The sequence below is a fragment of the Paramicrobacterium chengjingii genome, from assembly GCF_011751765.2.
GTDB lineage: Bacteria > Actinomycetota > Actinomycetes > Actinomycetales > Microbacteriaceae > Paramicrobacterium > Paramicrobacterium chengjingii.
This window is the reverse complement of record NZ_CP061169.1, coordinates 1,496,634-1,515,897: the sequence shown is the minus strand read 5'-3', so window position 1 is coordinate 1,515,897 and position 19,264 is coordinate 1,496,634. Positions and strand designations below refer to the sequence as shown.

The window sequence follows — 19,264 nt, the reverse complement described above, 5'->3', positions numbered from 1 at the left end:
CCTCAACAAGATCGGCGTGTCGGGTTCAGGAGTTGTTGTGACGACAGTCTAAGCCTAGGAAGTGATTCGACCTAGTGCCGATCGCACAAGACTTGCCCGCACGGATTCCAGATTGACGGCAATATCACCAGCGAGTTCCGCCGCGCGCGCTCTGCTCGCCGTGTCGCGGCGCCGCACCATGGGCCGCAGAGCGCTCTCGATGAGATCTACCTCGCGCGCAGCGGCAGTTCGGAAGCCTCGCAGATGCCGGGGCTCAATTCCGCACTTCTGAAGCGCGACAAGCGACGTGAGCATTGTCAGTGCATCGTCGCCGAATGACTCCCCCGGCTGGATCAATGACGCCGACACGGCTTCTGCCAAAAGTGACGGCGGCGACTGTGCTTCACGAAGAAGTTCGTTCTTCTTATACCGCTTTCCGCCGGGAATGATCGTCGGCGTTGCCGCACCATCAGGAAGACCAGGGAATGTCGGAGACCGCCCTGCGTCGAGTTCTGACAGATACGAACGAATCACCTTCAACGGCAAATAGTGGTCTCGCTGCATCGACAGGATGAGCCGCAGACGTTCCACATCGCTCATGCAGAACTTGCGGTAGCCGCTCGACGTTCTCGACGGTGAAACGAGACCCTGCTCTTCGAGAAAACGGAGCTTCGAATTCGAGAGATCCGGAAAATCAGTTCGCAATCGCGCGAGCACCTGTCCGATGTTGAGGAGTTGCGCCCCCGGTGCCTGCGACTTGGCCGCCCCCGCAGCCACTAGCTTCCAGTCGACGTTCGCAGATCACGACGCGATGCATAGAAGGTGAGGCGGTACTTTCCCACCTGTACTTCCGCACCGTCTGACAACAGCGCGGTGTCTATCCGCACGCCGTCAAAGTAGGTTCCATTAAGCGAATTGAGGTCTCTGATCTCAAAAGTGCTTCCTGACCGATGAAACTCGGCGTGGCGGCGAGAGACTGTCACGTCATCGAGAAAGATATCTGCCTCGGGGTGACGACCAACTGTAGCGACATCGGAATCGAGAAGAAAACGTGCTCCCGAATTCGGTCCACGTTGCACGACGAGCAGCGCAGAGCCTGACGGCAGCGCCGCGATTGCCTCCTGCTCCTCTCGGGAAACCGAGGCATCGAGGCCAGCTAGTGCGTTGCTGAAGTCTTCGCCGTAGCCGACGGTCGTGTCATTGAGCCCACCACCAGATTGCTCATCGGGCGACGAACCGCGCTTGATGACACTGGTCATAGGGAAATTGTTTTCGGGTTGGGGCACCGTAGTCCTCCTCACATATCCAGCGTATCTGATGAACCAGACTCTGGAACAGGCCGGTTAAGAATCATTCGTCGCGTTTGAATAATGTAAATGATTCCAGCCGCCCAGTACAGCACGGCTCCGAGCAGCGAAAAACCCAGACCGAATGGAAGGGCAATATTTCCGATACTGGGCACTGCTGCCGACAGCATCAGGAGCGGCAATCCAATGAAAAGAGCCGCGGTCGCCGCCTTTCCGGTCTTCACGACGGGCAAAGCTCCGATGCCGTGCTTGGCGAGAACCGCCCCGAGCACGAGAAGCATGACGTCGCGGGCGATGATCACGACTGCCAGCCAAAAGGGAATTAGGTCGCGCCATCCGAGGCCGAGCAACGCCGCGACAATGTACAACCGATCTGCGGCTGGGTCGAGAATCTGCCCAAGCCGGGTCACTTGGTTCAGTCGACGTGCGAGAAACCCGTCGAGAAAATCAGTGAGTCCGGAGACACCGAGCACGATCAGCGCGGCGACATCGTTGCCCTCGACTAGAAGAATGAGGAACACCGGGACGAGCCCCAGCCGCAGAAAACTCAGCAGGTTGGGAAGCGTCACAATGCGATCGCTCACCTCGTCGCCACTCGATTTGCCCACGTTGCGAGTTTAGCGATCATGTCTCATGAACTCCTCAATGCGCGCGCGTCCCCCAAACAAGGGTGATTCTCAATTCGGGGAAACCGCTCGCGCGTGCGTACCCTATATGCATGCCTCGAACGGATGCCGAACACAGCTCGCGCTCCATTCGTTGGAAGATCGCCACCATTCTCGCGTGCGCCGTCGTGACAGCATCCATAGTCACCGGGGTGTTTGCCACAGTGAAACCATCGGACTCCCCCTCGGTTACCGTGGCCCAGCAAGACCCGAGTTCCGGTGGCTCAGCAGTGCTGGCCTCGGTTCGGTTCGGTGACGCATGGAGCAGAATCAACGACACAACCACTCCGTTCGTCGTTACCGTTGCCGGCGACTCAACCGGCAATGCCCCTGGAGAGTGGGTGGATCGCGCCTTTCACACTCTGGCCGAGTCGATGTCACGCCCTCTCGTCATTCATTTCTGGAATGAGCGCACCCACAAATACGATCTGACGTCTCGCGCTAACGGCGGTGCCGGGAGCGCCCCGATCATCGTGTGGAACGGTTCGGCTTCAGGCAAGACCCCCGCGTACTCACTGAAGCATCTCGACCAGCTCATGCCCGAGCAGCCGGATGCCGTGATCATCAATCACGGTCTCAATAACGTGCGCAACCCTGACAGTGCCGCTCCTCAGATTCAGGCGTTCATGTCCGCAGTCGAAGCTCGGTGGGACGAGGCGATCGGCTATGCGGTGATTTTGGAGAACCCACGATTCGATCGGTGGAAGGAACCGTTCGAGAATGTTGTCACGGGAATCACTGAATGGGCGCAGCCGCTCAGCAATGTGCTGCTCATCAACGTCTACGACGCCTATCTTGAGTCAGACAATCTCGATCAGCTTCTGTTCGACGATCGGCTGCATCCCAACACCGCAGGGTCGCAGTTCACCGCAGACGTCGTTCTCTCGGCGATTGCGGATGCTGCCGCCTAGACTCGTGGCAATGGAAACCTCAGGCTCCGTGCGTGTCGACAGCTGGCTCTGGGCCGTTCGACTCGCAAAGACGCGGTCGGCGGCGACAACGGGCTGCAAGGGCGGTCACGTTCGCGTGAACGGCGACCGTGCAAAGCCTGCGCAGCACGTCAAGCCGGGCGATGAAGTTCGCATCAAGCGAAGCGGATACGAACGCATCGTCACCGTGACTAAGCCGATCGTCAAGCGCGTCTCGGCTGCCGTGGCGGCCGAATGCCTGATCGACAGCACTCCCCCACGGCCGGCGAAGACCGAGGCCCCTGCCGCAGTCGTTCGAGATCCAGGAACCGGTCGGCCGACGAAACGAGACCGACGCGCTATCGAGAAGCTCCGCGGCCGAATCTGACCTCAGTCGAGTAGCCCCTCGGCGCGCTGAATGGCGTGTGCAACCGCCGACCCGGCAACGTCCGCCGCGCGAGCAACCGAATCTCCGGCTAGAAGACGCGCAATCACCGTTGCGGCGAAGATATCCCCCGCTCCCTTTGCCCTCGTCTCGATTCGCGCATGTTCAACCGGCGTGGTCGCCTCGGCAGTGATGATGAGATTTCCCACCGAGCCATCATTGCTGCCGTCAACACTCGTCACGATCACCCACCCGCCAGCGGGTAGCAATTGCAAAGCGGCAGCCTCGATGGACGCCGCTGTGTCAACGACAGCATCCGTCATGAGACCGAGCTCGAAGCGGTTGGGGGTGAGTCCGACGGCGAGCGGCAGCAGGTGGACGCCGTACGATTCGGCGACAGCAGGCTCCGTGTACATTCCGACATCGTCGTCACCCATCGCCGGGTCGACGACGAGCTGAACGTGAGGCGCCCGTGTGCGGAGCCGTGTGAACCACTCTGCGAGAATTCGGGCCTGTCCCGCGTGAGCGAGGTAGCCCACCAGAACATACTTCGTTGATTGCAGTGCATCCAAATCAAGAAGGTCATCGAGGATGCCGACGAGCCACTCATCGGGAAGTGCTCCGCCGTGCAACCGAGGGTAATGCGGAAGCGTTCCGAGGATCACTGTCGGAACGTGAACGCAGCGATGTCCGGCTTCGGTCAGCACACGGACCGTCGCCGCATTTCCGACTGCCCCGTAGGTGACCTGGGAGCTGATCACCACGGCGTCCACCGGGCGCCTGTCCATCTCCCAGCCGCTCGTGAGCACCGTGGGTTCAACCGTCATGCGGAGCCCTCTAAGTCGCCCGTTCCCGTCGGCCAGTAATAGCTGTCAGGGAGGGCACGGGAGCCGAAGATGGCCTGACCGACACGCACCGTTGTTGCGCCCTCATCGATGGCCGCCTCGAAGTCTCCCGACATTCCCATCGAGAGGCCGTGGGGTTGCAACCCACCCGGTGCCTCTGCGCACACCCGATCACGAAGTTCACGCAAGACGGTGAAACACCTTCGCACACGTTCTTCGTCTGAGCTGAATACGGCGAGCGTCATGAAGCCGGCAACATTCAGACGATCGAAGGATGCCAGCTCGCGCACGAAACCCTCGGCATCCGCAGGCTCGAGCCCGAACTTGCTCTGTTCACCCGAGGTATTCACCTGTACGTACACCTCGAGAGTGCGATCTTCGATGTCGAGCCGGCGCTGCAGAGCCTCGGCGAGGCGCATGCTGTCAAGCGCGTGGAACTCCGCGGCAAATCGGGCAACGTACTTTGCCTTGTTCGTCTGCAGATGGCCGATCACCGCCCAATCGAGCTCCACAATGTCGGCGAGGTTCTCGGACTTGCGCAAGGCTTCTTGCACCTTGTTCTCGCCGAGGAATGTCGCGCCCGCCTCGACGGCGAGCCGGATCCGTTCTTCGGGCACCGTCTTCGACACCGGGAGAAGGCGCACATCCGCTGAGCTTCGCCCTGCCCGTTGGGCCGCGACATCGATTCGAGTGCGCACGTCGCGAATGTTCTCGGCGAACTGCGCTGTCGTCTCGGCTGTCGCGTACGTCGACGAGACAGCGTCCGGCTGATCAGTCACGGAAGGTTCTCACATTTCTGGCCGTCGGGCCGATGGTTCTCTGTGCCCCCGGCAGGATTCGAACCTGCGACCAAGAGATTAGAAGGCTCCTGCTCTATCCCCTGAGCTACGGAGGCGCACGAACTCAGAATACCGCAGGCTCGCGCGTGATGCGCAACTGCCGGCGTCGGCTCGTCGAAGCGCTCACGTCACAACACACGCAGCGTATGAGACGAAAAGACCTGTCATACCACGCCGTTCGATCCGCTCTCGGATTGACGAAAGCGGAGAAGAGAGGGATCCTAATAAGTAACTGGTTACTTATTAGGAGATGATGTGACGAATCAACTCTCTCGGCCTCGCCGCACCAGGAATGCTGCCCGCACGACGGCTCAGATTCTCGAAACCGCGCAGACAGAGTTCGCCAAAAGCGGTTTCTCGGGCGCACGGGTCGACCGCATAGCTCTCGATTCAGGCACAAACAAGGCCCTGCTCTTCCAGCGGTTCGACGACAAAGCAGGGCTCTATGCAGCCGTGTTGGAGAGGGTTCGCCAGGATGCCTCCGCTACGCGCGCCACATTTGTCGCCCGTGTGACGTCGACGGATAAGCCGCGCTCTTCGGCGCAGTTCCACGAGCTCGTGCGACGGCTCGTGGAAGTCAACATCGCCTTCTTGGTGCAGCATCCCAAGGCTGCGGCGATACTGCACTGGGAGCGGGCCTCCGGGTGGGTTGCCTTTCGTCAGGCCGCACTCGACTCCATCGACGAGCCGGGCTCGACTCTGCTCGCTTTGTTTGAGGATGCCGCCGAGCACGGTTGGATCCGATCGACGCCGTCGCCCGCTGTTCAGCTCGCGATGACGTTCGACGTGCCGCATACCCACTTCGCCTCCCTGTCGAGACATGGCAGCCCCGTTGCGCAAACGGCCGAGTGGGAATTTGTCTCCGGGTTCGTCGCGGACGGCCTGGTCGAGCAGGGAGACGCCCGATGAACAGAGTCACCGCGCCCGATCTCACCCCCGTTGAGAAGACCATCTACCTCACGGTGGTCTCGCGCGCCCGTGATGCGGACTCGCGTGAACCGATCCTGGATGACTTCTGGTCTGTGCGTGTTCTCGACGGAGTCGACTACGACTTCGACGCGCTCCGGATGCCGGTGAAAGAGAAGTTCACGGTCGCGATTCGCGGCAAGCAGCTCGATGATTGGTGTCGGGACTTCATTCGGCGTCATCCAGATGCCGTCGTGATCGACCTCGGATGCGGCCTCGACGATCGCTCGCGGAGAGTCTCACCCCCTGACGGGGTCGATTGGTATGACGTCGATTTCGACGCCGTCATGAGCTTCCGTTCCCGATTGTCGACCCCTCGTTCCTTGACCGGAACGGTGCATGAGGTGCGAGGCGACGCGACCGAGGGCAGCTGGGTCGATGAGTTGCCGACCGGTCGGCCGGTATTTGTCATCGCCGACGGCTTCATTCCGTTCATCCAGGAGGACCGCTTGAGAACCCTGGTACGTCAACTGATCGACCATTTCCCTTCCGGTGAGATTGGGCTGAACGGCTACACGACGCTCGCTGCCCGACTCCTCAAACAAATCACGGCGATGAAGGCGATCGGCTTGATGCCTGACATGGGGGCGGCGTTCGATGATCCGCGAACACCCGAGCTCTGGGACTCGCGCCTGCGACTGGCAGAGAGATCGATGCTGAGCACGTCACCCTACGTCGCACGAATGCCGGTCGGGCAGCGTATCGCGTGCCGAGTGCTCAATTGGTTTCCCGCCCTTGCCGCAAAGAGTGACGCCGGGGTGCTGCTGTACCGTTTTTGACTCGACCCGGCCGAATGCGATCACTGCGAGAATGGGGGCCACGATGCGACATACCAGCTTCGACGCCACCACAACCACCGCCGACTGTGAGACCCGGGACGTCGCGTGACGGTATCACGGCGACCACCCTTTACGTTGATGGAAAAGGCGGAGATTTTGAAGTGAAGATCGACAATTGGTCAACTCGCGTCCCGACAACGCTCGTCGCCGGTTCTGTACACCGCGCGACCGTAAAGAAACGCATTCGAGACCAAGAAGCGGAACTCACGTTCGTTCCCGCTCAAGAATGACGAAAGTGCCCCTGCGATCAGCCTTTAGGCGAACGGCAGGGGCAGCTCGTTTCAGCGTCTATGGTGTGTTCTTGTTCGCCATCGACCGGCGAATGAATCCCCAGATCAGTGTGGCGACGAAGAGAACGATGCCGATGATTGCGAGCCAGACGAGTCCCTTGATCACGAACCCAAGGACCGCCAAGACCAGCCAAATGATGAGCAGTGTGATGATGAACCCGAACATTGGTCCCCCTGTATTTGTCGGTGATGTTCAGTCTCTCGCTTCGTTGACGCTTTAGGAACCCCTGCTCTGTCAGTTGACGACGCAGAACTTCGCCGCCGCTCGGAAATGTTGACAGGGTAAATGTCGGGGTCCGGTTTATTCGCAGACGTGGTGAACGATACGTTTGTCGATTCCGATGCGTGGGAGCGGATCATCGAGTCCGCGAGCGCTGCCGTCGCGACGCGGCGGATCAATAGAAGACTACTCGCCAGTTCGACCAACGTGTCTGCAAAAAAATTGGGGTGAGTAACGGGACTTGAACCCGCGACATCCGCGACCACAACGCGGCGCTCTACCAGCTGAGCTATACCCACCATGCGCTGCCCTTCACGTGGTGGTGAAGAACAGCAACCCCACGATTGTATTACACCTTCGGAGTGGTTTGCGACTCGAGCGACTTCGCCACTGCTTTTGCCTCGTCAGACGTCGGCCCGGGCTCCGGGACGAACACGATCTTGCGGTAATACTGCAGCTCTCGGATCGACTCAAGGATGTCAGCAAGTGCCCGGTGCCCGCCATCTTTCTTCGGCGCATTGAAGTACGCGCGCGGGAACCACCGGCGTGACAGCTCCTTGACTGACGAGACATCCACGTTGCGATAGTGCAGGTGAGCATCGAGACGCGGCATGTACCGCGCGAGGAATGCACGGTCAGTGCCGATCGTGTTTCCGGCGAGCGGCGCTTTGCGCTCTTCGGGAACGTGCTTCTGAATGTATTCGAGCACCTGGAACTCAGCGTCAGCAAGACTGACGCCGTTGGGGATCTCTTCGAGCAGACCAGAGCTTCTGTGCATCTCGGTGACGAAATCATTCATGTTCGACAGGGCCGAGTCATTCGGTTTGATGACGATGTCGAAGCCCTCGTCGATGATATTGAGATCGAAATCCGTTATGACGACCGCGACCTCGACCAGCTCGTCGACAGAAACGTCGAGCCCAGTCATCTCGCAGTCGATCCACACCAAGTGGTCGCTGAGATTGCTCATATCCCCATGCTATCCGCCGTAGCAGACACACCGCGCCGTCGCCGTCGCGCATAGGGTGGAGCTGACGCGACAAGCGAATGGGGTGGCTGTGTACGAGATGAGTGCCGACGAGTTCGAAGAACTGGTCAGTGACGAGTTCGACCAGCTTCCAGACGACATGCTGTCAGGGCTCGAGAACGTAGCGATTTTCATCGAAGATCTTCCAGAAGACGGATCGATGTCGCTGCTCGGCCTCTATCACGGGGTAGCGCTCACCGAAAGGGGCCAGTATGGCTTCGGTGAGCTGCCCGACACCATCAGCATCTACCGACGCCCGCTGTTGGCGATTGTGGATGACGAAGAGCAGCTTCGCAATCAGGTGCACATCACGTTGGTGCACGAAATCGCGCACTTCTATGGCATTGGCGACGCAGAGTTGCACCGTCTCGGCTGGGCGTAGCCGCGCTTGCTTCTCACCGCGTTAGCCTCGAATCACACGGGATGGTGAGGGGTGCAGATGCGGGTGTTGCGTGGTTTCGGAATCTTCGTCGGCGTGCTCGTCATTCTCGCCGTCGGCCTCTACGGGCCGGTGACGCTTCTCGCCCCGCTTCCCGATGCAAAAATGGCCTCTCGCAGCGTTGAACTTGACAGCACTGGCACGCCGCCTGTCCTCCCCGACGTCGGCGCGACAGCAATCACCGAATCGGCGAAGGGCCCCGTGCTTGCGCAGTCTGGGGAGACAGAATCAGTGCCTATGGCGGGAATCGCTAAGGTTCTCTTGGCTCTCGTCGTGCTCGACGCCAAGCCCATGACTCCCGATGGCGATGGCGAAACCGTGCCGATCACGTCGCGTGACTTTCAGAGCTACAACAATTATCAGGATGCCGGTGCACGCGCCGTGACCGTGTACACAGACGACACGTGGTCTCAACGAGCAGTGCTTCAGGCCGTTCTCCTCGGCTCAAGCAACAATCACGCAGATACCCTCGCGGCATGGGCGTTCGGCTCCGTCGATAAATACATCGATGAGGCGACAATGTGGCTCGATGAACACGAACTCGACGACACCGCCGTTGTCGATGCGACGGGCCTGTCGTCCGACGACGTGTCGACGGCATCCGACCTGTCTCGCCTGGCCGCGCTGGCGATGGCGAATCCGGTGATCCCCACGGTGCTCACCCACGAGGTGTCAGGAATCGCACAGACCCGTGGGGTCGAGAACACCACGTCGTACATGGCCGATCGCGGAGTCACCGGCATCTCACGCAGCTTCACAACTCAAGCGGGAATCTGCTTGCTCTTCGCGGCTACCGTCACAGTCGACGACGATGAGTACACGTTTTACGGTGCATTTGTTCGCATGCCCGATTGGGCGTCGCTGGACGATTCGATAAATGCTCTCATGGACAGCGCAGAGAAGGGAGTGCACACGGGCCCTGTGCTTCCTCGCGACACTCCCGTCGCCACGTTCACAACGCAGTGGGGTGAGGAAGCCACCGGTGTGATCGGCTCGTCAGCGACAGCGACACGCTGGGTCTCCGGAAAGCCGACCGTTCATGTGAAGACCGATGGTTTCGCAGTTGCCACCCAGGGTGACATCGTCGCGACGGCAACGGTGTCGGAGGGCACATCGGTCGTGGAGATTCCGGTGAAGATCGACAGGACGATCCAGTCACCCGAGGTACTGTGGAAGCTCGGGCACCCGTTCGAGCTCATTCCCGCGTTCTTTGGTCAGTTCTTCGCCGGTTGACTCAGTCATCGGCCCACAGCACGAGGTCCGCAAGACTGCGCGGTCGGTGCTGTGCTTCAAACGCATCCATCTGGGCGGCCCACGCGTCCCAGTGGGCGTCAAATGCCCCACGGTCTCGCTCAAGGGCGCGTCGCTTGCGAGCATCCGGGTCTCCATCGAGCCACACGCGAAGATGCGCTCGTGCTGCGTTGCCCTGTGTGAGCACCCCACACCCCTCGACCACAAGCGCTCTCCCCTGGGCGACATCGTGCCATTCTGCCTGTCGCTTCTCGTGCCAGTCATAGCGCCTCCAGCGGCCGGTCTCACCACGGCTGAGCGGTTCAAGCAGAGAGGTTTCAATGTGCTCGCCCGCCTGCCAGAGTCCGCCCCAGCCGGGATACACCTCGTCCATCCGCAGCAGCAGCGGCATCTCGCCTTCCCACGCCGCGACAACGGCATCCGCCGTCACCGATTTTCCCGCACCAGACGGGCCATCGATCAGCACGATGGGATGCCGGCGCGGCAGCCGTGCCGCCGCCGCGACAATCGTTTGCGCGTTGTGGGCGATGCGAGCCAGTTCGTCAGCCAATGACAAAGCTCCATGTCCCCGCGACAACGGCACTGATCACGGCGGCACCCGCAATCAGCACACCAACGACCACGAGCATGGTCTCCGGGCCTCTGAACGTGGATTCCCGAGCCCACGTTCGCTCCGTCTCCGCCCCAAAGCCTTTTGCTTCCATCGCCGTTGCGAGTTTGCTTCCCCGCCGGATCGCCAGCACGAGCAAAGCGAATGCCTGCGCTGCGAATCGCCTGATCGCGCCCGTATCGGCAACCCCGCGGGCTCGGCGGGCCTGGCCCATCGCGCGCCAGTCGTCGATAAAGAGACCGATCATGCGCATGCCAGCCAGCGCGCCGAGTACGAAACGCGCCGGAAGTTTCAGCACCTGCGACAACCCGTCAGCGAGCTCGGTGGGATCGGTCGTCGCCATAAGCACCACTCCAGGAATGCCGATCGCGAGAACCCGAAGCATGATCGCAACGCCCAACAGCAGCGAGCCTTCGCTGATCGTTGCGATGCCGAACCCCAGCAGCTGCTCCCCCGAGTCTTCTCCGTACAAAATCGTCGTGATCGCGGCAAAGGGGGCGGCAAACCACACGGGTGCCGTTCGAATCCAAAACGATCGCGCGGTCAACCCAGCGAAGCCGACGAGCGCAAGTGTCAGTACGAGCGCGACGGAGGCCGAAACGATGTCCACGGACAGCAGCAACGTGATGCTAACCACGAGTGCGGCAATCAACTTGGCTACCGGGTTGATGCGCGCAACGAGCGACGGCGCGATGTCCGGCGTCATTGCAGTCATCGCAAAACCTCCTGCGGACGGCCCAACCGAATCGTGTCGTCGGCGAGCGCGTCGACGAGCGGCTCGTCGTGGGTCACCGCGACGACGCACGCTCCCTCATCGACAAGCCCGCGAAGCAGCAGGACGAGTTCTCGCCAGGTTTGGGCGTCCTGTCCAAAAGTTGGCTCATCGAGTACGAGCATGCGCGGACGGGTGGCGAGCACCGTCGCAACGGACAATCGCCTCTTCTCTCCCCCGGAGAGCGTGAAAGGATTCGCATCGGCCAGGTGTTCGAGCTTAAGACGTTCAAGCATCTCGCTCGTACGCCGATTCACCTCGTCGTTGCTGAGTCGCAGAGCTCGCGGGCCAATCGCGAGCTCGGCACGCACCCGACCAGTCAGAAACTGGTGCTCAGGATGCTGAAACACTGTGCCGATGCGGGTCAGCAAGTCACGCGACCTCCACCGTCGTGGCTCGGTACCAATGCTGTCGGCAAGAGCCGGAGTCGCACGAAGCACACCGGCTGTCGGGGGCAGGAGTCCGGCGATCGATAGCGCGAGCGTGCTCTTGCCCGCGCCGTTGACTCCGAGAACCGCGGTTGTCATACCCGAATTGAGATCGAATGATAGATCGGATGCCGCGACGACGGGCTCCTTCGTGCCGAATTGTGTCCGCCCAACCGCGAGCCCCTCCGCGCGCATCAGAAGCTCACCGGGCGTGCGGGAGGGCATCTCGGGAACCACGGGAGGGTACTCCGGCACCCAGATTCCCCGCTCAGCGAGCTGCTCGCCTTCCGCGGTGAGAACATCTCGTGCGTCGCCCTCTGCGAGCACGCCGCCTCCCGGTTCGAGAACGACAGCACGTGTGACGACGTCGCTCCAGACGGCGACCCTATGTTCCACGACAACGAGAGTCATACCTGTCTCGCGCGCCACATGCGCCACGACGTCACGAACTTCGCGGATGCCGTCAGGGTCGAGGTTGGCTGTCGGCTCGTCGAGCAGAAGCAGCCGAGGCTTCATCGCGAGGATTCCGGCGATGACAAGCCGCTGCACCTGCCCCCCGGACAGCTGAGAAGTTGGATGATCAAGAGGCACGTCCAGACCCACAGCATCCAGGGCCCACCTCACGCGGCGCCAGATCTCGTCTCGCGGAACACCGAGGTTCTCGCAGGCAAACGCAACGTCGTCGCCCACGCGGGCCATCACGATCTGACTGTCTGGGTCCTGAAGCACAAGGCCGACAACTCCACGGGCCTCGGACGGCACGCGGCCGTCCACGGCGATGGATCCCGTCTGATCGCCCTCTTCGTCGCCTCCGAGGACCCCAGCGAGCCCATGGAGTAGCGTGGATTTTCCCGCCCCGGAGGCACCCAGAAGCAACACTCTCTCACCTGGCTCGATCGTGAGATCAATACCCGTGACCGCCGCCCGAGCACGCCCGGCATGGGTCCACCCCCAGCCGCTGACGCGAACATGCGCGCCCGACACTACGAAGCCTTCCGTCGCACCTCGCGGCCTGCGGCAAAGCGGCTCAGCGCGCCAGCCGAAGCGAGGCCGCGCATCGCGGCCCACGACAGCAGCCCAGCGATGAGCACACCGGAAAGTGCCGCGGACACATAATAGACCGCTTTGAACGCCGGGTCGAGAACGGCGTAATCGGTGAATGTCGTGTCGAGAAAAGCCATCGCGATGCCTGCGCCGAGACCCGCAAGCAGCGCGACATACAGCCGGTAGCTGCCATAGAGGAACGCCGCGAAGACGATCTCAGCGCCGAGCCCCTGAACGAGGCCCCAGATGAGCGTCGAAAAGCCCCATTGGTTGCCGACGAGAGCGGACACCACAGCGGCAACGAGCTCCGCAAACAGCGCGGCTCCCGGCTTGCGGATGATCAACCCGCCAAGCACCCCGGCAAACAGCCAGCCACCGCCAAGCAGTGCACTGAGACCTGGGGTAACGGCGAGCGGCAAACTGAGCGGACCGTATGCGACGTTCCAGAAGAGGAAGACGACACCGGACGCAACGCCGATAATGCTGGCCACGACGATGTCGACAACGCGCCAGCGGAGATTTCGCCGCGTTGACGTCGCGGATGATGAATTGGTTGTCTGCACTTACGTGCCCCTTTCGCGTGGGAATTGGGCACGGGTATTGAGATTGTCACTCCCTGCGCTGGCATGACCCAGATCAGGTTCGACGGTCGAAAGTTGAGAACTTTCCTCTCAGCCCGGCTCACCGGACTCCCGTGTTAAGTGCAAGTGTAGTCGCTTGTGTACCGCTCGCGGTGATTCGCTACTTTTTGAGAGCTTTGATTATTCCCTTAAGCGCGGTTCCTGCGACGCAGACAAGGGGCACGCCAACGGCGAGAAGAGAGATCAGATTGGGTTCGAATCGAACAGAGTCTCCTGTACGAATGTATGCGCCGACGGGCATGCTCATGCCGCCACCTCCGCCGCCTCCGCCCTGCGCTCCAGCGCTCTTTTCGCCTTTAAGGTCACCTGTAGCGTCACCCTCACCGGCGCCGAAGCCGTAAGTGGCGATGGCCACCGGGACGATCTTCACACCGTCGACATCAACGACTTCGCCATACACTGTCGTGACGCCGACGGACTTGAACTTGTCTGCGAGTTCCAAGGCTACGTTTCCCATGTGCCAACGCTACCGCGCATTCACTCGTATGCACAGACGCTGATGGTGACTCTCAGGTGCCTCGCTGCCCAGGATGTCGCGTTCCTCCGGCCGTAGAGGGGCGGGGAGTGAGAAGTGACGCCGACGTAACGGCATCCACTCCAAAGCGACCCCGCAATTGGTCGACGGTGCTCTCAGCGTCACGCCACTCTTCATCTGGATCCCAGAGACTCATCGATGGGGCGCCCTCGGAGAGCCGCTCGGCCCGCACACCAATCAGACGCACAGGCCTGCCCCTCACCTCGAGTTCGCGGAACAGCTCAACGCTCGACTCATACAGGCGGCGGGCAACACTGGTGGCTTCAGGAAGACGCCGAGACCTGCTGAGGGTGGTGAAGTCGCTGTAGCGAAGTTTGAGCGCAACACCTCCCGCAGTGACACCGGCGGCTCGCAATCTCGCCCCCACCCGATCGCTCAATCGAAGCAGTTCACGCTCCAACGTCGCTGGATCCACAACGTCATCGTGGAAGGTGATCTCGTGGCCGATGCTCTTCTCACTCTGCTCTGTCACGATCTGGCGCGGATCTCGACCGGATGCGAGTTCATGAAGTCGCGTCGCCGACGCGTCGCCGACGGCAGAGCGCAGAGCGCCAATGGGTATCTCGGCGACATCGGCGACGGTTCTGAGGCCAAGGCGTTGCAAAGCCTCCTCGGTCTTTCCTCCGACACCGGCTAACGCCCGAATCGGAAGCGGGCGCAGAAACTCCTGTGTCTGAGCGGGCGGAACGACGAGGACTCCGTCGGGTTTGGCCATTCCCGAAGCCAGCTTGGCGACGAACTTTGTTTCCGCTGCTCCGACTGAGCAGGTGAGACCAGTGTCGTCATAGACACGCTGACGAATCAGCCGCGCGATCGCCGCGGGGCTGCCGAGAAGTCGCCTTGCACCGTAAACGTCGAGAAATGCCTCGTCGATGCTCAGCTTCTCGACCATCGGCGTAATGTCGTCGAAAATGCTCATCACACGCTTCGAATAGAGACGGTACAGCTCGTGTCGAGGGGACACGACAATGGCCTTCGGGCACAGCTGCAGCGCACGCGCCATCGGCATCGCCGATCCGACGCCATATGCTCGCGCCTCGTACGTCGCTGTCGTCACAACGGAACGCCCTTCGCGCCCTCCGACGATGACGGGTTTACCGCGCAGGTCCGGGCGATCGAGGAGTTCAACGGATGCAAAGAACGCATCAAGATCCACGTGCAGAATGTGCGCGCCCGTGTCGTCGACGTCATCACCGGAGATGCGGCGGGCGCGACCGTCTTGACGTGACATGTGGCCATTCTCTCGCACCCGTCTGACAAACCGTCAGACCAGCGCGATCACCAGAGGGAGTAGCCATTCGGTGAAGCCCTTCGCATCATCGCGCAGGGCTTTGCTGACGACAATGGTGTCGGGTGCGGCGACCCAGGCGCCGGGCGCGGCAAGGGGCAGAACGGCGAGGTCGAGGCGAAACGATGACGATTGCCGTCTCAACTCAAACTGCCGCTTCTGTACGAGCCCGTACACGTCTGCGAGAGGATGCTCGCGCACCTCGACGGCCTGGAGATACTCATACCGACGCATGCGCGCCCAGTCCATTGCGCGATCGTACGCTCGGTACATTGCTTCTTGCAGCTCGAGCGCACGGTCAAACGCCGCGAAATGCGGCGGACGCACCTCGCTGATGAACGGTCGCGTTTCCAGAGGTACGATTCCCGTCCACCAGCCGCGCCATTGCGCTGCGAGCATCCGGGCGTCAATGTCGGAGACGTCGATGGAGCCGACATCGGGAATGGCGCGTGGAAGGTCGGGGGCGCAAGTGGTTTCAAGCCCGGCGAGGTCTCTCAAGGCAAGGGCAAGGAGAAGGTCCCACGGACAGTCTTCCGTGACCTGCCAACGAATCGTGCCCTCCACGAGCATGCTTTCATGGTAGGCCGCGGTGTCAGTGCACACCAGCACGTGATGCCGAAACGCGCTGGCGACAGCATCCAACCAGATAATCGGATGCTGCCGCCTGCACGCGGAGTTATTCGGAGGCGCGCTCCAGAATGAGTTCGCGAACGCGCGCGGCGTCGGCCTGTCCGCGCATTGCCTTCATGACGGCACCAATGATCGCTCCGGCCGCCTGGACCTTTCCATCCTTGATCTTCTGCAGGACGTCGGGCTGTGCAGCGAGTGCATCGTCGATCGCGGCGATGAGGGCTCCGTCGTCAGACACGACGGCAAGGCCGCGCTTGTCGACAACGTCAGAGGGGGTTCCCTCGCCATCGATGACGCCTTCGAGTACCTGACGCGCCAGCTTGTCCGTGAGCGTTCCGTCGTCGACGAGCTTCGTGAGCTCGGCGACGCTTTGCGGAGTGATCAACGACGTCGGCTCGTCACCGCGTGCGTTGGCGAGTCGCGAGATCTCGCCCGTCCACCACTTGCGTGCGGCTGCAGGCGAGGCACCCGCAGCAATCGTGGCGGCAACCTCGTTCACAAGTCCGCCATTCTGTACGTCTTGAAACTCCAGATCGGTGAAGTCCCACTCGGCCTTAAGCCGTCGTCGCCTGGCCGCTGGCGGCTCCGGAAGAGCTGCTCGGAGTTCGTCAATCAAATCGGCGCTCGGTACGACAGGAAGCAAGTCAGGCTCAGGGAAGTACCGATAGTCATCTGCGTCGCTCTTCGGGCGCCCCGCTGAAGTCGTGCCCGTGTCTTCGTGCCAGTGGCGGGTCTCCTGTGTGATCGTTCCACCGGCTTCGAGGATCGCTGCCTGTCGACGAATCTCATAGCGCACGGCGCGCTCAACTGACCGCATTGAGTTGACGTTCTTCGTCTCGGTGCGCGTGCCGAGCTTCTCCTGCCCATAGGGGCGAAGCGAGACGTTTGCGTCGCAGCGCAGGTTGCCGCGTTCCATGCGCGCCTCAGAGATTCCCAACGAGATGACAATGTCGCGAATCGTCGCGACGTAGGCCTTCGCGATCTCGGGTGCAAGTGCGCCCGCGCCGAAAATCGGGTGAGTCACAATCTCCACGAGGGGCACGCCCGCACGGTTGTAGTCGACGAGCGAGTGATCGGCGCCTTGAATGCGTCCGCTCGTGCCCACGTGTGTGAGTTTGCCCGCGTCTTCTTCCATGTGCGCACGTTCGATGGGAATGCGGCGGATACTGCCGTCAGACAGTTCCACCTCGACTTCGCCCTCAAAAGCGATCGGCTCGTCGAACTGGGAGATCTGGTAGTTTTTCGCCAGATCGGGGTAGAAGTAGTTCTTTCGTGCGAACGATGATGATTCGGCAATGGAGCAGCCGAGCGCGAGGCCGAGGCTGATCGAATAGCGCACGGCCTGCTCGTTGACGACTGGAAGCGAGCCGGGAAGGCCGAGACACACGGGTGAGACGTTGGTGTTTGGCGCATCCCCGAAACCGTTTGGTGCAGCCGAGAACATCTTCGTCTTGGTTCCGAGTTCAATGTGAACTTCGAACCCCAGCACGGGCTCAAACTTTTCGATGGCCTCATCGAAGTCCATGAGTTCAGCGGTCGACATCAGTGCTTTCCTCCCAGCTGCGGTGCCTGTGACATAAGCGTGTGTCCCCACCCTGATTCCAGAAGCGCTTCAAGCGACGCGCCCACCTGATACAACCGCGCGTCTTCACGCGCCGGAGCCATGAATTGGATGCCGACGGGAAGCCCGTCTTCTGGAGCGAGCCCAACGGGCACGCTGATGCCGGGAACACCTGCCAGGTTGGCGGGAATTGTTGTGACGTCGTTCAGGTACATCGCCATGGGGTCGTCGAGCTTCTCGCCGAACTTGAATGCCGTTGTCGGCGCGCTTGGGCTCGCAAGCACGTCGACCTGAGCGAATGCGCCCTCGAAGTCCTGCTGAATGAGCGTGCGAACCTTTTGCGCGCTTCCGTAATAAGCGTCGTAGTACCCGGCGCTGAGCGCGTACGTTCCCAGAATGATACGTCGCTTCACTTCAGGCCCGAATCCGGCTTCACGGCTTGCGGCCATCACCTGCTCAACGGTTCCTCCGGATTCGGGGGTGACGCGAAGTCCGAAGCGCACGGAGTCGAACCGGGCAAGGTTCGACGAAGCCTCTGCCGGCAGAATGAGGTAGTAGGCGGCAACGGCGTACTCGAAGTGGGGCGCCGAAGTCTCGACGATCTCAGCCCCGTTCTTCTCGAGGACGTCGAGGGCTTCGCGAAAGCGCAATGCGACACCGCTTTGGATGCCGGGCCCCATGAGATCGGCAATGACGCCGATCTTGAGTCCCTTGACTCCGTCACCGCGAGCGCCGGCCCGTGCGGCATCCGCCATCGACGGCCAGGTGTCTGCAAGCGATGTCGAGTCGCGCGGGTCATGCCCCTGAATGACGTCCTGCAGCAGGCCGGCATCGAGCACGGTTCGCGACACCGGGCCGATCTGGTCAAGCGATGACGCAAGCGCAATCGCACCGTAACGGCTGACCGCGCCATACGTCGGCTTGACGCCCACAGTGCCCGTGACGTGGGCGGGCTGACGAATCGATCCACCCGTGTCGCTGCCAAGAGCGAGCGGTGCTTCGAACGCTGCAACGGCTGCGGCGGATCCTCCCCCGGACCCTCCCGGAATGCGCTCAAGATCCCAGGGGTTATGCGTTGGCCCGTACGCTGAGTGCTCCGTCGAGGATCCCATGGCGAATTCGTCCATATTCGTCTTTCCCAGGGGGACGAATCCGGCCGTGCGCGAGCGTTCGACAGCTGTCGCGTCAAACGGCGACATGTAACCCTCGAGAATGCGGCTTCCCGACGTAGACGGCATGTCGTTGGTGACGAGAACGTCCTTGATCGCGAGAGGGACGCCTGCGACGGGACCGAGCTCTTCACCGGCGGCGCGGCGTGCATCAATGTCTGCGGCAACGTCGAGAGCGTGGTCCGACACGTGGAGGAACGCATGAACGTCTCCCTCGACGGCAGAGATGCGGGCGAGGTGCGCGCGCGTGGCCTCGACAGAGCTGACCTCCCCAGACGAGAGCTTCGCCGACAGATCTGCTGCGGACAGTTCGGTGATATCGCTCACTACTGCTCCTCCCCCAGAATCGCGGACACGACAAAGCGCTCCCCGTCGTCGTCCGGTGCGTTCTGCAGGGCCTGCTCCTGTGTCAGCGTGTCGCCGACGACGTCGGGCCGGTAGACATTGCGCAACGGGATGGGGTGGCTCGTCGCTGGCACATCGGCGGTCGCGACTTCTTGCACCTTCGCGATGCTGTCGACAATCTGGTCGAGTTCTGATGTGAGATTCGTGATCTCTTCATCAGTGAGCGCGATTCGAGCGAGGCCCGCGAGGTGCGCCACCTGCTCCTCGGATATTTCAGACAT

The 19,264-nt window shown here is 61.5% G+C and carries 23 protein-coding genes, 2 tRNA genes and 1 riboswitch; of the genes, 6 read left to right on the top strand and 19 right to left on the bottom strand.

Features of this window, described 5'->3' with window-relative positions; translation table 11 throughout:
• Positions 1 to 54: 54 nt before the first annotated feature.
• The 3 genes from ftsR to HCR76_RS07420 are packed head-to-tail and all read right to left on the bottom strand — an operon-like array spanning position 55 to position 1,894.
• Positions 55 to 756, bottom strand: a complete 702-nt coding sequence (ftsR, locus tag HCR76_RS07430) for a transcriptional regulator FtsR (protein ID WP_166989626.1) — start codon at positions 754 to 756, stop codon at positions 55 to 57.
• Entirely contained in the window at positions 756 to 1,238 is a 483-nt protein-coding gene (locus HCR76_RS07425; protein ID WP_166989624.1) for an FHA domain-containing protein, read from the bottom strand. The genes ftsR and HCR76_RS07425 overlap by 1 nt, the downstream gene beginning before the upstream one ends.
• 38 nt (positions 1,239 to 1,276) lie before the next feature.
• On the bottom strand, positions 1,277 to 1,894 hold the full coding sequence (locus HCR76_RS07420; protein WP_235934040.1) for a CDP-alcohol phosphatidyltransferase family protein: 618 nt from the start codon (positions 1,892 to 1,894) through the stop codon (positions 1,277 to 1,279).
• A 110-nt stretch (positions 1,895 to 2,004) separates the two neighbouring features.
• Here HCR76_RS07420 and HCR76_RS07415 point away from each other — a divergent pair, with 110 nt between their 5' ends.
• Complete coding sequence (locus HCR76_RS07415) at positions 2,005 to 2,862, top strand: SGNH/GDSL hydrolase family protein (protein ID WP_166989622.1); 858 nt, start codon at positions 2,005 to 2,007, stop codon at positions 2,860 to 2,862.
• A gap of 10 nt (positions 2,863 to 2,872) precedes the next feature.
• On the top strand, positions 2,873 to 3,247 hold the full coding sequence (locus HCR76_RS07410; protein ID WP_235934039.1) for an RNA-binding S4 domain-containing protein: 375 nt from the start codon (positions 2,873 to 2,875) through the stop codon (positions 3,245 to 3,247).
• A 2-nt stretch (positions 3,248 to 3,249) separates the two neighbouring features.
• On the opposite strand, the gene HCR76_RS07405 is transcribed toward HCR76_RS07410, so the two are convergent.
• The 3 genes from HCR76_RS07405 to HCR76_RS07395 form a co-directional block, all read right to left on the bottom strand.
• On the bottom strand, positions 3,250 to 4,071 hold the full coding sequence (locus HCR76_RS07405; protein WP_166989618.1) for a PfkB family carbohydrate kinase: 822 nt from the start codon (positions 4,069 to 4,071) through the stop codon (positions 3,250 to 3,252).
• Complete coding sequence (locus HCR76_RS07400; protein ID WP_166989616.1) at positions 4,068 to 4,868, bottom strand: YggS family pyridoxal phosphate-dependent enzyme; 801 nt, start codon at positions 4,866 to 4,868, stop codon at positions 4,068 to 4,070. Before HCR76_RS07400 ends, HCR76_RS07405 begins: the two co-directional genes overlap by 4 nt.
• Positions 4,869 to 4,911: 43 nt before the next feature.
• Positions 4,912 to 4,984: transfer RNA gene (locus HCR76_RS07395), tRNA-Arg, on the bottom strand.
• A 199-nt stretch (positions 4,985 to 5,183) separates the two neighbouring features.
• Here HCR76_RS07395 and HCR76_RS07390 point away from each other — a divergent pair.
• Together HCR76_RS07390 and HCR76_RS07385 are read left to right on the top strand one after the other, a co-directional pair.
• On the top strand, positions 5,184 to 5,837 hold the full coding sequence (locus tag HCR76_RS07390) for a TetR/AcrR family transcriptional regulator (protein WP_166989614.1): 654 nt from the start codon (positions 5,184 to 5,186) through the stop codon (positions 5,835 to 5,837).
• Positions 5,834 to 6,673 carry a class I SAM-dependent methyltransferase gene (locus HCR76_RS07385; protein WP_166989612.1) on the top strand — a complete coding sequence of 280 codons (840 nt, stop codon included), beginning with the start codon at positions 5,834 to 5,836 and terminating at the stop codon, positions 6,671 to 6,673. Before HCR76_RS07390 ends, HCR76_RS07385 begins: the two co-directional genes overlap by 4 nt.
• Positions 6,674 to 7,021: 348 nt before the next feature.
• Here the strand turns inward: HCR76_RS07385 and HCR76_RS07380 are convergent, their stop codons facing one another.
• The 3 genes from HCR76_RS07380 to orn all read right to left on the bottom strand — a co-directional run bounded on the left by HCR76_RS07380 (position 7,022) and on the right by orn (position 8,213).
• Entirely contained in the window at positions 7,022 to 7,189 is a 168-nt protein-coding gene (locus HCR76_RS07380; protein ID WP_166989610.1) for a DUF2207 domain-containing protein, read from the bottom strand.
• A 277-nt stretch (positions 7,190 to 7,466) separates the two neighbouring features.
• A tRNA-His gene (locus HCR76_RS07375) sits at positions 7,467 to 7,542 on the bottom strand.
• A gap of 50 nt (positions 7,543 to 7,592) precedes the next feature.
• Positions 7,593 to 8,213, bottom strand: coding sequence for an oligoribonuclease (orn, locus tag HCR76_RS07370; RefSeq protein ID WP_166989608.1), 621 nt, complete (start codon positions 8,211 to 8,213; stop codon positions 7,593 to 7,595).
• 97 nt (positions 8,214 to 8,310) lie between these two features.
• Between orn and HCR76_RS07365 the strand changes: the two genes are divergently transcribed.
• Positions 8,311 to 8,652: a metallopeptidase family protein gene (locus tag HCR76_RS07365; RefSeq protein WP_166990346.1), complete on the top strand. Its 342-nt coding sequence runs from the start codon at positions 8,311 to 8,313 to the stop codon at positions 8,650 to 8,652.
• Positions 8,653 to 8,709: 57 nt separating this feature from the next.
• Positions 8,710 to 9,942, top strand: coding sequence for a serine hydrolase family protein (locus HCR76_RS07360; RefSeq protein ID WP_166989606.1), 1,233 nt, complete (start codon positions 8,710 to 8,712; stop codon positions 9,940 to 9,942).
• Position 9,943: 1 nt separating this feature from the next.
• On the opposite strand, the gene HCR76_RS07355 is transcribed toward HCR76_RS07360, so the two are convergent.
• From HCR76_RS07355 to gatC, 10 genes are all read right to left on the bottom strand, one after another.
• Complete coding sequence (locus HCR76_RS07355) at positions 9,944 to 10,510, bottom strand: nucleoside/nucleotide kinase family protein (RefSeq protein ID WP_166989605.1); 567 nt, start codon at positions 10,508 to 10,510, stop codon at positions 9,944 to 9,946.
• Entirely contained in the window at positions 10,503 to 11,285 is a 783-nt protein-coding gene (locus tag HCR76_RS07350) for an energy-coupling factor transporter transmembrane component T family protein (RefSeq protein WP_166989603.1), read from the bottom strand. The genes HCR76_RS07355 and HCR76_RS07350 overlap by 8 nt, the downstream gene beginning before the upstream one ends.
• The gene (locus tag HCR76_RS07345; protein WP_166989601.1) at positions 11,282 to 12,754 is read right to left on the bottom strand and encodes an ABC transporter ATP-binding protein; all 1,473 of its coding nucleotides are present in this window, start codon (positions 12,752 to 12,754) and stop codon (positions 11,282 to 11,284) included. The genes HCR76_RS07350 and HCR76_RS07345 overlap by 4 nt, the downstream gene beginning before the upstream one ends.
• Positions 12,754 to 13,377 carry an ECF transporter S component gene (locus HCR76_RS07340; protein ID WP_166989599.1) on the bottom strand — a complete coding sequence of 208 codons (624 nt, stop codon included), beginning with the start codon at positions 13,375 to 13,377 and terminating at the stop codon, positions 12,754 to 12,756. The genes HCR76_RS07345 and HCR76_RS07340 overlap by 1 nt, the downstream gene beginning before the upstream one ends.
• 33 nt (positions 13,378 to 13,410) lie before the next feature.
• Positions 13,411 to 13,520: riboswitch (TPP riboswitch) on the bottom strand.
• Between the two features lie 35 nt (positions 13,521 to 13,555).
• The gene (locus HCR76_RS07335) at positions 13,556 to 13,912 is read right to left on the bottom strand and encodes a spore germination protein GerW family protein (protein WP_166989597.1); all 357 of its coding nucleotides are present in this window, start codon (positions 13,910 to 13,912) and stop codon (positions 13,556 to 13,558) included.
• Positions 13,913 to 13,964: 52 nt separating this feature from the next.
• Positions 13,965 to 15,221, bottom strand: coding sequence for a DNA polymerase IV (gene dinB, locus HCR76_RS07330; RefSeq protein WP_166989595.1), 1,257 nt, complete (start codon positions 15,219 to 15,221; stop codon positions 13,965 to 13,967).
• Positions 15,222 to 15,254: 33 nt separating this feature from the next.
• Positions 15,255 to 15,848, bottom strand: a complete 594-nt coding sequence (locus HCR76_RS07325; RefSeq protein ID WP_166989593.1) for a hypothetical protein — start codon at positions 15,846 to 15,848, stop codon at positions 15,255 to 15,257.
• A gap of 106 nt (positions 15,849 to 15,954) precedes the next feature.
• Positions 15,955 to 17,451, bottom strand: a complete 1,497-nt coding sequence (gene gatB / locus HCR76_RS07320; protein ID WP_166989591.1) for an Asp-tRNA(Asn)/Glu-tRNA(Gln) amidotransferase subunit GatB — start codon at positions 17,449 to 17,451, stop codon at positions 15,955 to 15,957.
• Positions 17,451 to 18,965: an Asp-tRNA(Asn)/Glu-tRNA(Gln) amidotransferase subunit GatA gene (gene gatA / locus HCR76_RS07315; RefSeq protein WP_166989590.1), complete on the bottom strand. Its 1,515-nt coding sequence runs from the start codon at positions 18,963 to 18,965 to the stop codon at positions 17,451 to 17,453. Before gatA ends, gatB begins: the two co-directional genes overlap by 1 nt.
• A complete protein-coding gene (gene gatC, locus HCR76_RS07310; RefSeq protein ID WP_166989589.1) occupies positions 18,965 to 19,264 on the bottom strand; it encodes an Asp-tRNA(Asn)/Glu-tRNA(Gln) amidotransferase subunit GatC in 300 nt (99 codons plus the stop codon). Before gatC ends, gatA begins: the two co-directional genes overlap by 1 nt.

Excerpts from the sequence above, each read along its gene's own strand:
- HCR76_RS07410 (WP_235934039.1), top strand. The coding sequence starts at position 2,873 with ATGGAAACCTCAGGCTCCGTGCGTGTCGACAGCTGGCTCTGGGCCGTT.
- HCR76_RS07385 (WP_166989612.1), top strand. The coding sequence starts at position 5,834 with ATGAACAGAGTCACCGCGCCCGATCTCACCCCCGTTGAGAAGACCATC.
- gatB (WP_166989591.1), bottom strand. The coding sequence starts at position 17,451 with ATGTCGACCGCTGAACTCATGGACTTCGATGAGGCCATCGAAAAGTTT.
- HCR76_RS07425 (WP_166989624.1), bottom strand. The coding sequence starts at position 1,238 with ATGACCAGTGTCATCAAGCGCGGTTCGTCGCCCGATGAGCAATCTGGT.
- dinB (WP_166989595.1), bottom strand. The coding sequence starts at position 15,221 with ATGTCACGTCAAGACGGTCGCGCCCGCCGCATCTCCGGTGATGACGTC.
- orn (WP_166989608.1), bottom strand. The coding sequence starts at position 8,213 with ATGAGCAATCTCAGCGACCACTTGGTGTGGATCGACTGCGAGATGACT.
- HCR76_RS07325 (WP_166989593.1), bottom strand. The coding sequence starts at position 15,848 with ATGCTCGTGGAGGGCACGATTCGTTGGCAGGTCACGGAAGACTGTCCG.
- HCR76_RS07365 (WP_166990346.1), top strand. The coding sequence starts at position 8,311 with ATGAGTGCCGACGAGTTCGAAGAACTGGTCAGTGACGAGTTCGACCAG.
- gatC (WP_166989589.1), bottom strand. The coding sequence starts at position 19,264 with ATGTCTGAAATATCCGAGGAGCAGGTGGCGCACCTCGCGGGCCTCGCT.
- HCR76_RS07380 (WP_166989610.1), bottom strand. The coding sequence starts at position 7,189 with ATGTTCGGGTTCATCATCACACTGCTCATCATTTGGCTGGTCTTGGCG.
- HCR76_RS07415 (WP_166989622.1), top strand. The coding sequence starts at position 2,005 with ATGCCTCGAACGGATGCCGAACACAGCTCGCGCTCCATTCGTTGGAAG.
- HCR76_RS07335 (WP_166989597.1), bottom strand. The coding sequence starts at position 13,912 with ATGGGAAACGTAGCCTTGGAACTCGCAGACAAGTTCAAGTCCGTCGGC.
- HCR76_RS07360 (WP_166989606.1), top strand. The coding sequence starts at position 8,710 with ATGCGGGTGTTGCGTGGTTTCGGAATCTTCGTCGGCGTGCTCGTCATT.
- HCR76_RS07350 (WP_166989603.1), bottom strand. The coding sequence starts at position 11,285 with ATGACTGCAATGACGCCGGACATCGCGCCGTCGCTCGTTGCGCGCATC.
- HCR76_RS07405 (WP_166989618.1), bottom strand. The coding sequence starts at position 4,071 with ATGACGGTTGAACCCACGGTGCTCACGAGCGGCTGGGAGATGGACAGG.